The following is a 15,456-nucleotide window of genomic DNA, read 5'->3' as shown; positions in this document are numbered from 1 at the left end:
CTGTCACTGCCGACCATGCTTATTCCCAGCAATCCCAGAGCCTGACTACACTGCGCAGGAGAAATTTACGCGATTGATCAACGGTTTCGGCGCCAGTGCCAGGGATCGCCTTCTACCGGCGCCAGAAAACGTCCGTCACTTCGCACCCTGATTGCAGCCTTTGCCAGCAAAGTGTCGAGATCGATCGGTTCGAACGCATGGATTGCAAAGCGGCGATGCGCCGTACGCACCACCTCACCGCGAATGGAAAGACTGCGATGCCGGATCTCAACGCAATCGCCCAAGGCCGGCGTGATCTCGGCCTTCAACAACAAGCCGCTTTCCGACACGTTCACAATCAGAATATCCTGCCATCCATCACCGGATCGCATCTTGACTGGCATGGACACCATCTTGCGCTGGGACCTCTCGGTCTCTTTCGGAGTGCGATCCCAAAGCCAAGCCATGATTGCCCTGTAATCTTGGCTGGTTAGGCGCGGCCTAGCGGTAGCCTAAGCAATTATGCCTACCCTCTGGCATTGAATGCTCCCAGTTCCGGGCGCCAACTCCGCCGCGGACCGTTTGATTGGAACTTAACCAACTTCCCAATCGCTCTTCAGCTAGAGAGCAATCGGAGAAAGGAAAGATCATGGGCGAGTATGAACCCAACGATTCCCGCAATGTCACACAGACGAAATCGAATGTGCCGGGCGAGCCCGAACGAACGGGGCCGCGCGAAGGCGAGACGCGGGATTCACGCAAGGACGCGGACGAGGGCCAGATCCAGCGAAGCGGACACACGCCGGGCGGCAAGGACCTGTCACGAGGTTCGGAGCCGGCGACCGGCGCTGCCAGCAGACACCGCCGTTGACGAGCGACATTGAGCGGGCGCCCTGATGGGTGCCCGCTTTACCGTTGAAGGTAGATAGACAAGGCGGAGAGCAAAGCATGGGTCAGGATAATCGCAAGCATCCCGATGAGGGTGGCGCAAAAGAACGACATCCCGATAATGAACAGACCGACAAGAACCCGGCACTGAAAGAGGAAGACCGGCAAGCTCTAAAGAACCAGAGCAAGGCTGATCCGGAAGATTATCCGGACCGAGGCATCAAACCAGCCTGATCCGATTTCGGCCTGCACCAGCCGAAGACCTTCGGGTGCCACACCAGCGTGGCAGAAATGGACAAGGGTGCATGTTCAATTGGCGCGCCCGGCAGGACTCGAACCTGCAACTCCAAGCTTAGAAGGCTCGTGCTCTATCCAGTTGAACTACGGGCGCGCTCGCGGTTCCCCATAACGTCACTTTCGCGCCAGGCCAATCGGCACTAATCGTCTTTCATGGAAAAAACGCGATCGGCCTCGTCCCAGACGCAGTTCCGCTATTACGACCTCGTAATGGCGGCATTCGTCACGATCCTGCTGCTGTCGAACCTCATCGGCGCATCGAAGCCGAGTTATGTGACGCTGCCCTTTATTGGCGAATGGTCGTTCGGCGCAGGCGTACTGTTCTTTCCGGTCAGCTATATCATCGGCGACGTGCTTACCGAGGTATACGGATATGCCCGCGCCCGCAGGGTCATCTGGACAGGTTTTGCAGCGCTATTGTTCATGGCCTTCATGGCCTGGGTCGTGGTGAAATTGCCACCTGCTGCTGGCTGGCCGGGGCAGGCTTCATATGAATTCGTGTTCGGCAACAGCTGGCGGATCGTGCTCGCATCCATGATCGCTTTCTGGGCTGGCGAGTTCGCCAACAGCTATGTGCTCGCGAAAATGAAGATCTGGACGCGCGGCCGCCACCTGTGGATGCGCACGATCGGCTCGACCGTAGTCGGCCAGGGGCTCGACAGTCTGATCTTCTATCCCTTGGCTTTCTGGGGTCTGGCGGGCTGGCCCGTTGAACTGCTGTGGCAGGTTGTCCTGTCCCAATGGGCCGTCAAGACAGCATGGGAAGCCCTGCTTACCCCCGTGACCTATGCAGTTGTCGGTTCTCTCAAAAAAGCAGAGGGCGTGGAAGTCTTCGATACCGATACCGATTTTTCTCCGTTCTCTGCTTCAAGGAACAGATAGCGACGAAAAAGGGGCGACCCGCAGGCCGCCCCTCCCCTCTCCCCCAATTTATGGGTGGTCTTAGAACTTCGCGCCGACCGCGATGCCGTAGCGCCGCGGATCAAGCGTAAAGATGTTGGTGAAATTACCCGATGAAGCATCCGTCACATACAACCCGGTGACGGAATTGCTGTTGAAGATGTTCTGGACGAAGCCGCGAACGAACCAGCCATTATCGCTTCCATTCAACTGGATCGATGCATTCGACTGGACGAATGGTTTGATGCGGTTGACCCGACCGTTGAACACATTGCCAAACTGCTCGCCGGTAAGCGCGAGGTCAAACCGCGGCACGAGCGACATGCCGTCCCCGAACTCAGCAGTATATTGAACACCGACCGAGGCCTTGTATTCGGGCGCCTGCGGCAATCTGTTCCCACGCAGATTAACCTCTACGCCCGGGCTTAAGACATTGATGGGTCCGAGCGCCGCGAAGGCGGGATTGGCAGCCTGAGCGCTCAGCACACTACAGATGCTGAACGCGCCGTTGGACGCTATGCCGCCATCTGCCGGAAATGGTCCAGGCCCCTGAAGGCCGAGCCCGCCATTGACCAGGCCAACGAACGTATTAGCACCAGCACCCGTTACGGCACACAGGGAGCCGTTCGAGATGTCCTTGATGATGACGGCCAGCGGATCGCCGCCCCCTGGATCGCGGGGATTGCTGAAGAACTGGTCACCGGCCACCTTCGCGTTGAGGTAGCTGAGGTTCATGTTGATCACCCAATTGTAACTCGGGCGCAAAATGCTTTCGAGTTCGAGTCCCCAGATGTTGGCATCGATCGTATCGTTGACGGACGTCCGAGCGACGATACGGCTGAGTTGCAGGTCCTTGTACTTATAATAGAAGCCCGTGAGATTGATCTGCGCCGCCCCATCGAGGAAGGTGTTCTTCGAGCCAATTTCGAAAGCGTCGATCTTTTCCGAACCGAAACTTTCTGACACGGCAAAGACCGGCGAGAGCGGCGGATTGATACCGCCCGATTTATACCCGCGCGAATAAGAGAAATAGAGGCTGTTGTCGGGCGAGATCGCATAATCGAGCACCGCGCGTCCGGTAATCGCATCGAAACTGACGTCCCGCTGTTGCAGTAACTGGTTACCGTCCAGCCCGGCATCGGCATCGAAGCTTCCGACGAAGGGCGAGGTAAACGGATCACCATTCCCGAACGGATTCAGGAAGTTTGCAAGAGTTGTGCGTGCAGATACCGACTTCGTATCGTCATTGTAACGAATACCTCCGGTAAGGGTCAGGCTGTCGGTTATATCGAAATAGACTTCACCAAAGATCCCGAAGCTCTTCAGTTTGAAGTCGGTCGTATTGTTGCGATACATCGACGTGGCGAGGTAGGACGGCGGGGCACCTGCCGCGAAGGCGGAAAACGTCCCGAGTATCCCGGTCGCATAATCGAGACCAAATGAGTTTACGTAATAACTGTTCTCGCTGACATCGGTCTGCGCATAAATCCCGCCAACAAGGAAGTTGAACGGCCCGTCGAAATCGCTCGACAGGATCGCTTCGCCAGACCACGCCGTCTGGTACTGGACTGACCGGTCGAATGCCAAAGGCGCATCAGAGCAAATCGAATTGCCTTCGTAAGCTCCCAGATTACCATCGTCATTGTCCGACGTGCACAGCTGACCATTGGGACCATTTGGAATGAGGGCTGCGGCGATTGGCGCAAAATAAGCGCTCGATCCGGGAATGAAAGCAGGGGCCGGCGCCGGCAGGCCAGTCGGCAGACCATTGGCAGCGAAGAACGCCAGCGTATTGAGCCCGGTAGCATAACCCGACCGGTCGAGAACGCCGAGGTTGTAATCCTGGCGCGAGTCGACGGTCGTTTCCTGATAGATGCCGGTCAGCGACAGGTTCATCGAACCGAAGCCTTGGCTAAGATGGCCCTGCAACTGCAGTTCATCGGCAAAGTATTCAGGATCGAAGGATGTATTCACGGTACGAACGTCGTTCGGTTCGTCGAAGTTCGCATAACCATCGGTGCCGTATACGCTGCCGAGGGCAAGCGCTTCGGGAATGCCCTGAATGCGGAAGAGTTCGACCGACGACAGTACGGTCGCGAGTGTAGAATTCGCGTTAGTCTTGTCGAAATCAAGGCGATTGTTGAGGCAGCCCAGCACCCCTGTCGGATCACGTTGGCAGGCCTGCTTCTGGATCCGCAGACGGTCGTCCTTTTCACGGAAATAGAACGCCATCAGATCGAGAGTGGTCGACGCGGTCGGCTCGAAGCGCAATGAACCGCGGACCGCGTACATGTCGCGCCCATCGATATCGCTGTTATCGTAAAGGTTGGTCGTATAACCGTCCCGGTTCAGATAGAACCCGGCAGCACGCAATGCGAGCGTGTCGCCGATCGGCACGTTGATCATGCCACGGGTTTTGATGCTGTTGTAATTTCCGTATTCGAAGTCGCCCGCCGCGGCGAAAGTGCCGAGCTCCGGCTTGGCGGTGACTACGTTTACGACGCCCGAAGTGGCATTGCGGCCGAACAGTGTACCCTGCGGTCCGCGAAGCACCTCAACCCGCTCAAGATCGAAATATTCGGTTTCGAAGAGTCGGGTACCGAAGAGCGGCGAGCCATTGGTGTGGATGGCTGTCGCGCTGTCACAGGTAACGCCAACGCAAAGGTCGCCGATACCGCGAATGGTAAAACTTGAACTGGTGAAGTTCGATTTCGTGAAAGAGACGTTGGGCAGCGTAAGCTGCAAGTCGCTCGCGTTCTCGATCTGCTGGGCTTCCAGAGCTTCGGCATCGAAGGCGCTGACGGCGATGGGGACTTCTTGTAGCGACTGGTTTTGGCGCTGGGCGGTTACGATAATGACATTCGGACCGATACGGCGGCTATCAAGATCGTCATCTGGTGTTTCCTGTGCGAAAGCCGGAAACGAAATCGCGCTCGCGCAAATTCCCGCGAGCAGGGAAGCCCTTACCCTCATAAACCCTCTCCTCTCCACATGGCCGTCTAATGCGGCCTATGGTCTCATAGTTATCACACATTCGTATGCACGCAAGCGATTGCGCACGATTGTTGCGCATATGCCCACATATTTTTGTCGAGTGTTGTTTTGGAGATCAGACGTGGCGATGCGCTTACGCTACGGAATGCTTGATTCCGCGCGATGCCAACAGCCGATTTTTCAGACCAGCGTCGCGCTCTCGGCTATCTGGGTGATACCGCGCCTGCCGGCTTCGTCGCGACCGAGCTGCACGAATACGTCGATCACACTTGCCGAATAGGCGATCGTATCGCTTCGAGTGAGGCCGATTCCAGTCTGCATGACCATCAGCGACAATTGCTCCAGCGCGCCGCGCAGACTGTTCGCGTGAATGGTCGAAAAGCTTCCCGGGTGCCCGGTGTTGATCGCTCGCAGGAAGCTGACGCTCTCGGCACCGCGAAGTTCGCCCAGCACGATGCGGTCGGGACGAAGGCGCAGCGCAGCCTGGAGCAGTTCGTTGGCAGTCACCTTGGCTTCGCCCAGCTCACCCTTCACGGCCACCAGACCGATACCGTTCTTGCCCGGCAACTTGAGCTCCGGGGTATCCTCCACCAGTACCACGCGCTCGTGTTTCGGGATTTCGCCCAGCATGGCGTTGAGGAATGTGGTCTTGCCGGTACTCGTTCCACCCGAAACCAGAATGGTACGGCGCTGCCGGATCGCTTCGCGCAGAAAGGCGATCGGTTCGGCCTGCGCATCGGGCATGGGCCCCCGCTGCGACGGTGCGAGCGGCCCCGTGTCGTAGGCATCGAGAGGCAGGTCGAGGCGGCGGTGGCGGCGGATCGCCATCGCCCAGTGCTTGCGCGCCGCGGGCGGACCGCAGAACTGGACGCGCGCGCCACCGGGCAAAGTCGCGCCGAGTAGGGGGTGTTCGCGGTTGATTCCTTGGTGACTGACGCGGGCGACCTGTTCGGCAAGGCGCTGGATCAGCCGGTCGTCGATGTCGGGGCGAACGATGCGCTGCATGCCCCCGACACTGGCATCTTCTACCCAAACCTCGCCCGGACCGTTCACAAGGATTTCGGTTACCGTATCCCGTTCAAGCCATTCCCGGAACGGCGCAAGGTAAGCATCGAGATAGACGCTCCGTTCCCCGTGCAGATCGACGGGCGGCGCGTCCTCTGCCGGGTTGTCGTCCGGATGGAAGGGATGGATATCGGCGCTCACGATCGTGTCCGGCTCAGCTTACTGCCGAGAAGTCCAGATCACGCGCTGTGAAGATACGAATGGGTTCGCCCTGCCGGACGCGCACAGTCGGCCCACGCTGTCCGTCCTGCTGTGCCGCTGTTGCCGCTGCAGAGGAACTTGCGCCGCCGATCAGGACGCCTGCAGCACCGCCGGTGGCCAGCGATCCCACGCCCCCCACGACGGACAGCAACATTGCCGAACCGAAGCGTTTGAAAAAACTGGCGCCCGAAACCTTACCGGCGAGGCCGGTGGTTCCGTCGAAGCCTACAGCCGGCGAGGCGAGATTGACCGATGCCCCGTCGGGACGGATCAATCGTGTCCAGATGACATAGGCGCGCCTCTGGCCGTTCTGCAGTCCCGATTGATACTGCCCGATCAATCGGCTGGATCGCGGTACGAGTACTTTGGTGCCATCGAAGCTGCGCACATCCTGGCTGACAACCGCCCGGACATATCCCGGCACATTCGTGTCGATCGCGGTTTCGAGGATAGCGGGGATTAGCGTACCCTGCGTGACTGTTGTCGTTGGATTGACCATCGCCCTGGCCTGGGCGGGTGCCCCGCCCACGCCGCCGATCCGGCTGGCGAAATCGTTTGCCGAACCGCCGGAGGTCCCCGCAGCCGCCAGTTCGCCGGCGACGGTCGGCTCCGCGGCCGCCAGCGTAGCGGGGGAGTTGCCCGCGTCGTAGACAACCGTCGGATTGGAATAGGGATTGCTGGCCAGACCGGGTTCGGGCTGCGCTGCCAGCACAGGTTGAGGTGCCGGGTCGGGCCGCGGTGTGGCAGCAAGCTGCTCGGTCGGCTGATTTGTCGCTGCGGCAGGGGCTGCTGCGGGCGGAGGCGGCGCTTGCACGGCCGCTGCCTGACCGCCTATCCCTTCCGGTGGGGCAACACGGGCGGAATTCATACTCCACAGCGTGACAAGGCCAAGGCCCGCGACCACTGCAATACCTGCAACGAGACCGAGCGCATCGGATTTGCCCGCCGGCCGGGCGACTGCAGGAAACGAATTGCGCTGCGCAAGATCGATGATCTCTGCATCGGTGTCGTCCCGCGGATCGACATCGTTGGCAATATTTTCATTGCCCGGCTTCTTTTCGGGCAGTCGCATGGCAAGACGCATCGGTTACTTCCCTTTCGAAGCGAGGGCCGGGTTAACACTCGCTGTGGCTGCAGGCCGTTCGGGCCCGGTATTCGTGAGCTGGGCACTATCTTCGCCCGCTCGCAGAACGAGCGTGCGCGGAACACCGTCGACAACGATGGTATCGCCGCGAACGGTAAAGTTGACGGGGCCTTCGACACCCTTGCTGTTGACGACCAGAATTGCCGGAACGTCTTTTCCAACCGGCCAGGTCAGGAATGTCGCTGTGCCGTCGTCATAGGTGTTCTCGGGAAGGAGCTCGGGATCGCCCGAAGCACGCCAGGCGAAATTGAGATCTGCCGGATCAACCACAGCATATGGGTCATTCGCCGCCTGCTGCTCCACGGCATTTGGGGCTGCGGCCAGTTGCACTTGCTCTTCCTCGGGCTCGTCCGGGTAAGCGAAGCGCATGAGGTAGAGCGGCTTTGCGTTAGGCGTGGCAACAAGATCGAAAAGATAGGTTCGTTTGCTCGTCACGACCGTGAGATTGGTCGAGGCACGCGGTTCGAGCGGTTTCACAAACAGGATGTTGGCCCGTTTGTTCGGGGTTACCTGCCATGTCGCACTGTCGCCGATGGCGACATTCTCGATGACCTCGTCATCGTTGAACATGATGCTCGCCTGCACCGATACGCGGCCATCGATCCGAACCACTTTTGCTTCGTCATACATCACTTCGACGAGGCGGGAATCCTGCGCCGCAACGGGCGCGGCAATCAGGGCGAGAGCGAGCGCGGGAATAATCGCGCGGGTCATGCGTGTTTCTCCATCGAACGGTCGAGGGCTTTTGGTGTGGCGGATTTGAACCTGCTGCCGATGCCGGAACCGCGCGCGCGGGCCTTGCTGGCGATCGATTGCTGACCGGATCCTGAAGACGTCGCGTAAACTTTGGTAACGCGGGAACCACCGCTGCTACCGGACGCCCCGCTATCGTTCGCCGCATAGGCAGTGGGGACGGCGGACACGTCTATCCTGCGGGCCTGCGAACTGGCCTGATTGGCAGCCTGTGCCTGGGCAAGTGCGGCAGCGCTCGGTGCGGCTGCTTGTGAATGCTGGGCGACCGCAGGTTTCTCGTCCTTTTCGGATACCAGCCCGAAAACCGTCCAGCCGGACACCATCGCCCCGGCGACCTTCAGCACCAATATCATCAACGCTACGTGGACAGCGCCGATCATGAAGAAGCCCATAGCTGCTTGTGGATCGACTTGCCCGGGCGTGGCTGTCAACGCACCGAGTATGGGAACAGCCAGTTCGAGCATGACGCTCCCGCCCAGCACGGCAAAAAGCGGGGCCAGCGCGCACATCGTGAGCCCTTTTATCCAGCCCGTGAAGAGACCGCGGCTGCCATTGAACAGCGCCATCACGACGAAAAGCGGACCCAAGGCGACGAGGACACCGAGTGCAATCTTGGTCGTTACCAGCAGACCGACCGTACCCAGCATGAACAACATCGCACCGAGCCACATCATCCCTTCGGGCGAAAATGCTGAGAAGTCCTCGTTACCCCCGCTTGCTTCCTGAATGGCGATGAACACCACATCGATCTTCTGGGCGAACACATCGGTGGCAGAGCCACTGGTTCCGGTAAGAAGGCCTGCGAGATAGTCCGGCGTCAGCACCGCAAGGTTCCAGACCACGCTCTGGTACGCAATCCAGCTGGTTGCGAAAGTCAGCACAAGGCCGAGCGTCATCATGCGGGGAACTAGCGAACGCACGCCGATATTGGCGCGCCCGGTGAGCAGGGCGAATGCGAAGAGCGCAATGAACAGAGTGAGGACTAGCGTCAGCACCATGCTGAGCTGTCCACCGGAAGCGAACAATCGGTTGAACGCGGCGGCACTTGCCTCGCCCGCTACGCAATCCACACCGCGCAGCGCGGCGGCTACGCCATTGCCGACCTGTTCGGCAGCCTGCTGGCAATTGGCGCTCATTCCGCGGCCAGACCGAGGGCTTCGATCCCGGCATCTCCATGATCATTCGCCCCGCCCGGCCATTTCGTGCCGGTTAGTGCAGGGAACCATTCGCGCGGCGCATCGCCCAGCGCTTCGCGCAGCAGATCTAGCCGGCGGACGGAACTCTCGCGGCCTGAAAGCAGTGTCAGCACTTCGGGCGCGCCCGACAGATCGAGCCGGACCACCACACTCGCATCGGGCTGGCGAACGAGGAAGCAGCGGCTGTGTGCCGGCAACGTACGGATCAGAGCAAGCTCGTGTTCGGTCAGGCCGAAGCCATCGCAATAATCCTCTGGCCGCGCGCGGCTATTTGGCATGAACACCATGGTCGCGGTCTGCTCGACCAATGCGGTCGAAATGCGGCTTTCCAGCGCGTCCCGGGCCGATTGGGTGGCGAAACCGACCAGCGCGTTGCGTTTGCGCAACGTCTTGAGCCAGTCACGGATGCGTGCAGCAAAGACTTCGTCATCGAGCGCTTTCCAGCCTTCGTCGATGAGGATCATGGTCGGCTTGCCGTCCAGCCGCTCCTCGATCCGGTGGAACAGGTACATCATGGTGGGCGTGCGTAGGCGCGGATTTTCGAGCAGCGCCGTCATGTCGAAACCAAGAACGCGGGCGGTCAAATCTAGCCGGTCTTCGGCATTGTCGAACATCCAGGCATGTTCGCCTTCGCCGATCCAGGCTCCCAGCCGATCCGCCAGATCGCCCGGTTGCGGGCGACGACTGCCGGAAAGCAGTTCCTTGAAGTGACGCAAGCGGCGCAGCGACGCATCGTTGGCATAGGTGGCATCCACCGCTGCAGCGATGGTCTGTTCCTCTTCGGGACCTTCGGCCTTCAGCAGCACGCCAAGCCAATCGCGCAGGAAAGCCTTGTTGCCTGCCGTGTCCGGCAGAGCGAGAGGATTGAAGCCGGTCGGTTCTCCGGCACGGATGCTGTCGTACCGGCCCCCAATACCGCGCACGAACAGTTCGGCGCCGCGATCCTTGTCGAACAGGATCGTGCGCGGGCTGAACTTCTGCGCCTGCGCAGCGAGGAAATTCATGACCACGGTCTTGCCCGACCCGGAAGGACCGATGACCGAGAAGTTACCAAGATCGCCGTGATGGAAGTTGAAAAAGAACGGCGTCGCGCTGGTCGTTTCCAGCAGCGTTACGGCTTCGCCCCAATGGTTGCCCTGCGCCTGACCGAGCGCAAAGCCATGCATGCTGCCAAAGCTCGCCATATTGGCGCTGGATATAAGCGCGCGGCGCACAAGATAGCTCTCGTTGCCCGGGAACTGCCCCCAGAAGGCGGGTTCGAGATTGGTGTCCTCGCGTACGGCTATCGCACCGGTATCCGCAAGAGCTGCGGCGCAGGCTGCCATGGCATCGTCCAGTCGACCGAGATCGCGTTCCTTGACCATGACGGTGAGGTGATGGTCGCCAAACCCGACCGCGCCATTGCCAAGCGCATCGCGCGCAGCCAGCATATCGGCGCGTTCTGCAGCCGCTTCTTCATCCGCACTTTTCAACCGGCGAATGGCCAGATCCATGCGTTCGCGGGCAGTCTGCCTTTCGGTCGGGGCATAGCTTTCACTCACCACCATTTCGAACGGCAAGCGCAAAAGGCTGTCGAGCAGACCCGGGCTCGTCGCTTCTGGATAATCCTTGAGCCCTAGCACTGCAGCGAAGTCGGGCGAGCCGGAGCCGCGCATCTCGATAGCATCGAGACCGAAGCTGACGCGGCGGTATGGCAGCATGTACCCGACATCGACATCGTCCGCCGGTTTGCGCACCGGGCGCATCTCGCCATTATACAGCGCGCTCAGCAGCTCGAGCATTTCCGAATTGATATTGCCCTGCGGCCCGACGTAATCGGCCAGCGGTGTTGCGCCATACGCCTGCAAAGCAGCAACCAGCCCTTGCGATGCAGCGCGCAGGCTCCGCAGATCCTTCGGATCGGCCTCCAGCCTGTCGCCATCCTTGCGCCGAAATTTCTTGCCGACACGTTCCACGAGCCCCGCCTTGCCGCGGGCAGGACGACGGATAAGCGTAATGAACTGATCGTTCACGAACAGCTGTCCCGAACCGAGCCGCTCGCTCCAGCGTTCATCGATATGACGACTGATCGGATCGGGAAATTCAGCTTCAAGCTCAACGGACACGCGGCGACGGATGACGTGGTGATACATTACGAACCGCGCATCGAGGGTCGAACGCAATACGACCTCGCGTGTGGCGGCATGCGCGTTCAGCGCTTCACTGTCCTCTGTCTCGAACAGTAGGCCCGGAACCTGGATCGCGGTCATGACCGATCCGTCGCGCAACAGCAGCGTGTTTTCGTCGATCAGGCGAACATAGGGCAGACGGTCGCCGGCTCGCGCTTCCTTTGCGCTCCAGGCAGCGGCGCCCTTCCATTTGTCGTTACGCGGCATAGGAATTGCACCCCCAGCGCTTGTAATTCTTCACCCGCGGGCATTTGCTGACCTTCGTAATCCAGAGGTCGAAAATACGCGGTTCGCGCAGGCAGGCGAAATAGCCGATGCCATGCATCACAGCGAAGACCAGCAGCGCAAGCCAGCTGCCGGTGATCAGAAAAGCTTCGGTCGTCACCATCCCGTTGATGATGAAATAGTTGTACGTCACGCCCGCAAACATCTGCGGGCGCGTCAACGCGCGGTGAACGGGATGGCGGACGAGCGCGGTCATCCTAGCTGGCCGCGCCCTGAATACCGGCGACAATCGACGCTGCACCGAACAGGATGAAGACGCCGATGATGACGGTGGCGCCGAAACGCCAGTTGAGGCGGCCGGTCAGCATCATGAAGCCGACGGCAGCAACAGCCATGACTGCCACGGCCGTAGCGACATTGCCGAGCAAAGTGCCCTGCAACCAACCGAGTGCTGCCACGATCGGGCCCGATCCGGCCGGATCGGCAGCCTGTGCAAACGCTGCACTCGGCGTCAACAGGGCGGCAAGAGCTGCCGGAACGATGAACTTGCGATTCAAGTAACTACTCCCGTGAGTGGTCAGAAAGACGACCCATGATGGCCGCCACATAATGCTGGGTTTCGCGGATGCGCGGAATGCCGTTGGCGCGGATAACGCGTCCGGGTCCGGCATTATAGGCCGCCAGTGCCTTTTCCAGATCGCCGTCGAACCGGTCGAGTTGTTCGCGCAGGTAACGTGCCCCACCCTCGAGATTGGCGAACGGATCGTTCGGGTCCACACCCAGGTCGCGTGCAGTGCCCGGCATCAATTGCGCAAGCCCGCGCGCGCCGACAGGCGACACCGCGTTCGCACGCCAGCGACTTTCCTGCCAGACGAGAGCTTCTATCAATGTCGGGCTAAGATCGAAGCGCGCTGCAAGCTCGTCGACCTTAGCCTGATAACCTTGGGGAACAAGGCGCGCATGCTCGCCGGGATCGGCGACCGCAATATCGGGAACGAACAGATCGGCCGGGACTTCTGAAATGGGTTCGGCGGAGATGAGTTCGGTTGGCGCAGCAGGAAGCGCGGTGCTTCCGCCGGTTACCCAGCGCGCTCCGTCCGCGTTAATCTCCATGACATCCGCCTTCACCGGGAAAGCGATCAGCGCCGCGCAGGACAAACCTGTCACCAGCGCCAAGCGTGCTAGAATCATTGCACCCTCCGTCCGGCCCCCATGAGCATACTACATGACAGGCGAGTGACACAAAACTGAATATCCGGGAATGTGTCGACGGGACGAAAGAATAAAGGCCCGTGCTCCCCGGAGCGCGGGCCTAAACAGCTTTTCGGCTTCTGTAAAAGTTAGCGCAACGACAGGGCGTAATAACGGGCGAACTCGCCTTTATCGAGCATGGCCAGCGCTTTGCGCGCGAGATGGCGCGAATCGACCCAGGCACCGCCCGCGGTCTGCAGTTCGACACTGTCGCGGGCCATGGCGGCGGTTTTAAACTCCGCCCGCGCGGCATCGTATTCGCCTGTCCGCGCAAGCGCGATGCCATGATTGATCAACCGGGCCGGATCGTTTTCGGCCAGCTCATCGCAGTTCTCGATAGCTTTGCGGGCAGCGGCATTCTCGTTCGAAACCAGCTCTTCATACCCGACATCGTAATCGGCCTGCGGGCCTGTGACGACTTCGACAGGGCCCTGCGCTAAAAGGGCCAGCGCAATGCTCGTGATAATTGCCATGACAGCTCTCCCTACTCTCTTTGCCAGAGCAGGAATGCCTCACCGCATGGACAATCGCAACAAAACTGTAACATTGTCATATTTCTGCAATCATCGCGGCGCCCGCGGGATTTTCACAGCGTGCTTCGATGCGTCGCATTATCTGTTGAAACTGCAACATAACGGTCATCTACCGACACAAACTGTCACACAGCGTCCGTAGCGGACGAGTCGCGATCAAGAGTTCGCAACTCGATTCTTCCGGTTTTTGAGGGGACCGCTACCCGTGACAAATCTCCAACGTTCGCTCGTACTCGGCTGCTCGGCTCTGGCTCTGGCCAGCTGCGGCGCCGACGAAATCGTCTCGCCCGGCACTGGCGGTGACATCATCATCAACCCACCTGCTACCCCTGCGCCCACCCCGGCACCGACGCCGACACCGACTTCGGGCCCGGTAACCGCTGCGGCGGAATGCCCAACGATTTCCAATCCAGCGGGTCTCGCCGATGACGGCACGGAAACCGGTCCAACCGGCGAATACCGCGTCTGCATTTTGCCAGCAGTGTTCAGCGCCAGCACCACGCTGCCCTTCGTGGAAGGCCTGGTATATCGCATGAACGGCCGGGTCGATGTCGGCACCGACGGTGGCCCCACTGCTACGGCGAATGATACGAATGTCGAACTGACGATCGAACCCGGCGCAATCATTGTTGCTTCGGGATCGAGCTTCCTGAACGTCAACCGCGGCAACACCATCCAGGCCAACGGCACGGCTTCGCGCCCCATCATCTTCACGTCGACTAACAACGTGACCGGCGTAGATCTGAACCAGGATACTTCGGGTCGTTGGGGCGGCGTTGTCCTGTCCGGCCGCGCTCCCGTCACCGATTGTATTGCTCCTGGGGCGACGCCTGGCACCACAGCTTGCGAACGTCAGGTCGAGGGTGCAGCGCAGCCGGCTCTGTTCGGCGGCGCCACTGCAGATGACAGTTCCGGCAGCATGACTTTCGTCCAGATCCGCTATTCGGGCTTCGTCCTCTCCGGCGATAACGAACTGCAGTCGCTTACCACCGGCGGCGTCGGCTCCGGAACCACGCTCAACAACATCATGAGCTACAACAGCTCGGACGACGGTGTCGAATTCTTCGGCGGCGTTATGAATGTTTCGAACCTGATCGTTGTCGGTGCGGAAGACGACAGCATCGACACCGATACCGGCGTGAAGGCCAATCTGCAGAACGTGATCGCCATCCAGCGCCCTGGATTCGGTGACACGATCATCGAAGCGGACTCTTCCAATGGCCTCGAAGAAGACACACCGCGTCAGAATGTGAAGATCTCGAACGCGACCTTCATTGCCAACAGCGGTGTTGGTGATCAGGCCATCCGCATTCGCGGCTTTGCCGATTTCACCATCGTCAACTCGGTTCTCATCGATCAATCGGGCAACACGCCGTGCCTGCGGGTCGACAACCCCGAAACGCTCAACCGCGCTGCCAATGCCAGCATCGACGAAGCCGGCCCGGTCGTCTTCAATTCGTTCGTCCTCGATTGCGCAACGGACTTCCGCGATGGATCGGGCGGTGTCACCGCAGCCGACGTTCAGACCCGCTTCAATGCTGGTTCGAACAACAATGCAGGCTTCACCAACACGCTGTCGATGACCTTCATCAATGGCGCGAACGAAAACGGTGTTGCGGTATTCGATCCGACTTCGCTTGGTTCCTTCTTCACGCTTCCGACCAATATCGGCGCCGTTTATCCCGGTAACAATACCTGGTTCCAGGGGTGGACCTGCAACTCGGCAACGGTGACCTTCGACACCGCGGTGTCCGATTGCACCAGCCTGCCGATCTACTGATCTGAACACATGGCGGCCGGGCAAACGCATTCGAGCGTCCCCGGCCGCCTACGCTTTTCAAGTGGGGCGATCGCTTCGCCCA

15 protein-coding genes and 1 tRNA gene are annotated in these 15,456 nt (G+C 60.0%); 4 read left to right on the top strand and 12 right to left on the bottom strand.

Going from position 1 to position 15,456, the window contains the following annotated elements; genetic code table 11:
• Positions 1 to 77: 77 nt before the first annotated feature.
• Positions 78 to 446, bottom strand: a complete 369-nt coding sequence (locus ACIGGE_RS17105; protein ID WP_103024173.1) for a PilZ domain-containing protein — start codon at positions 444 to 446, stop codon at positions 78 to 80.
• Positions 447 to 628: 182 nt separating this feature from the next.
• Between ACIGGE_RS17105 and ACIGGE_RS17100 the strand changes: the two genes are divergently transcribed.
• Both ACIGGE_RS17100 and ACIGGE_RS17095 read left to right on the top strand, forming a co-directional pair.
• A complete protein-coding gene (locus ACIGGE_RS17100; protein WP_397491231.1) occupies positions 629 to 850 on the top strand; it encodes a hypothetical protein in 222 nt (73 codons plus the stop codon).
• Positions 851 to 927: 77 nt separating this feature from the next.
• Positions 928 to 1,101: a hypothetical protein gene (locus ACIGGE_RS17095; RefSeq protein ID WP_397491230.1), complete on the top strand. Its 174-nt coding sequence runs from the start codon at positions 928 to 930 to the stop codon at positions 1,099 to 1,101.
• A gap of 80 nt (positions 1,102 to 1,181) precedes the next feature.
• Here the strand turns inward: ACIGGE_RS17095 and ACIGGE_RS17090 are convergent.
• Positions 1,182 to 1,258: transfer RNA gene (locus ACIGGE_RS17090), tRNA-Arg, on the bottom strand.
• A 59-nt stretch (positions 1,259 to 1,317) separates the two neighbouring features.
• On the opposite strand from ACIGGE_RS17090, the gene ACIGGE_RS17085 reads away from it, so the two are divergent.
• Entirely contained in the window at positions 1,318 to 2,046 is a 729-nt protein-coding gene (locus ACIGGE_RS17085; protein WP_397491229.1) for a queuosine precursor transporter, read from the top strand.
• Positions 2,047 to 2,106: 60 nt separating this feature from the next.
• On the opposite strand, the gene ACIGGE_RS17080 is transcribed toward ACIGGE_RS17085, so the two are convergent.
• From ACIGGE_RS17080 to ACIGGE_RS17035, 10 genes are all read right to left on the bottom strand, one after another.
• Positions 2,107 to 5,037 (bottom strand): TonB-dependent receptor, encoded by a 2,931-nt coding sequence (locus ACIGGE_RS17080; protein WP_397491228.1) that lies wholly within the window; start codon positions 5,035 to 5,037, stop codon positions 2,107 to 2,109.
• Positions 5,038 to 5,238: 201 nt separating this feature from the next.
• Positions 5,239 to 6,264, bottom strand: a complete 1,026-nt coding sequence (virB11, locus tag ACIGGE_RS17075) for a P-type DNA transfer ATPase VirB11 (RefSeq protein ID WP_397491227.1) — start codon at positions 6,262 to 6,264, stop codon at positions 5,239 to 5,241.
• Between the two features lie 13 nt (positions 6,265 to 6,277).
• Positions 6,278 to 7,408, bottom strand: a complete 1,131-nt coding sequence (locus tag ACIGGE_RS17070) for a TrbI/VirB10 family protein (protein WP_397491226.1) — start codon at positions 7,406 to 7,408, stop codon at positions 6,278 to 6,280.
• A 3-nt stretch (positions 7,409 to 7,411) separates the two neighbouring features.
• A complete protein-coding gene (locus tag ACIGGE_RS17065) occupies positions 7,412 to 8,182 on the bottom strand; it encodes a TrbG/VirB9 family P-type conjugative transfer protein (protein ID WP_397491225.1) in 771 nt (256 codons plus the stop codon).
• The gene (locus ACIGGE_RS17060; RefSeq protein WP_397491224.1) at positions 8,179 to 9,357 is read right to left on the bottom strand and encodes a type IV secretion system protein; all 1,179 of its coding nucleotides are present in this window, start codon (positions 9,355 to 9,357) and stop codon (positions 8,179 to 8,181) included. The genes ACIGGE_RS17065 and ACIGGE_RS17060 overlap by 4 nt, the downstream gene beginning before the upstream one ends.
• A complete protein-coding gene (locus tag ACIGGE_RS17055) occupies positions 9,354 to 11,792 on the bottom strand; it encodes a VirB4 family type IV secretion/conjugal transfer ATPase (RefSeq protein WP_397491223.1) in 2,439 nt (812 codons plus the stop codon). The genes ACIGGE_RS17060 and ACIGGE_RS17055 overlap by 4 nt, the downstream gene beginning before the upstream one ends.
• On the bottom strand, positions 11,782 to 12,066 hold the full coding sequence (locus ACIGGE_RS17050; RefSeq protein WP_103024165.1) for a type IV secretion system protein VirB3: 285 nt from the start codon (positions 12,064 to 12,066) through the stop codon (positions 11,782 to 11,784). The genes ACIGGE_RS17055 and ACIGGE_RS17050 overlap by 11 nt, the downstream gene beginning before the upstream one ends.
• Before the next feature lies 1 nt (position 12,067).
• Positions 12,068 to 12,367, bottom strand: a complete 300-nt coding sequence (locus ACIGGE_RS17045; protein ID WP_375246122.1) for a TrbC/VirB2 family protein — start codon at positions 12,365 to 12,367, stop codon at positions 12,068 to 12,070.
• A gap of 4 nt (positions 12,368 to 12,371) precedes the next feature.
• Positions 12,372 to 13,001, bottom strand: a complete 630-nt coding sequence (locus tag ACIGGE_RS17040; RefSeq protein ID WP_397491222.1) for a lytic transglycosylase domain-containing protein — start codon at positions 12,999 to 13,001, stop codon at positions 12,372 to 12,374.
• 149 nt (positions 13,002 to 13,150) lie between these two features.
• The gene (locus ACIGGE_RS17035) at positions 13,151 to 13,534 is read right to left on the bottom strand and encodes a tetratricopeptide repeat protein (RefSeq protein ID WP_397491221.1); all 384 of its coding nucleotides are present in this window, start codon (positions 13,532 to 13,534) and stop codon (positions 13,151 to 13,153) included.
• A gap of 265 nt (positions 13,535 to 13,799) precedes the next feature.
• Here ACIGGE_RS17035 and ACIGGE_RS17030 point away from each other — a divergent pair, with 265 nt between their 5' ends.
• A complete protein-coding gene (locus ACIGGE_RS17030) occupies positions 13,800 to 15,374 on the top strand; it encodes a hypothetical protein (RefSeq protein ID WP_397491220.1) in 1,575 nt (524 codons plus the stop codon).
• Positions 15,375 to 15,456 lie beyond the last annotated feature (82 nt).

Source organism: Qipengyuania sp. NPDC077410, from assembly GCF_044543405.1.
GTDB lineage: Bacteria > Pseudomonadota > Alphaproteobacteria > Sphingomonadales > Sphingomonadaceae > Qipengyuania > Qipengyuania pacifica.
Note: the sequence above shows the minus strand (reverse complement) of the source record. Positions and strands in the feature narration are given on the sequence as shown.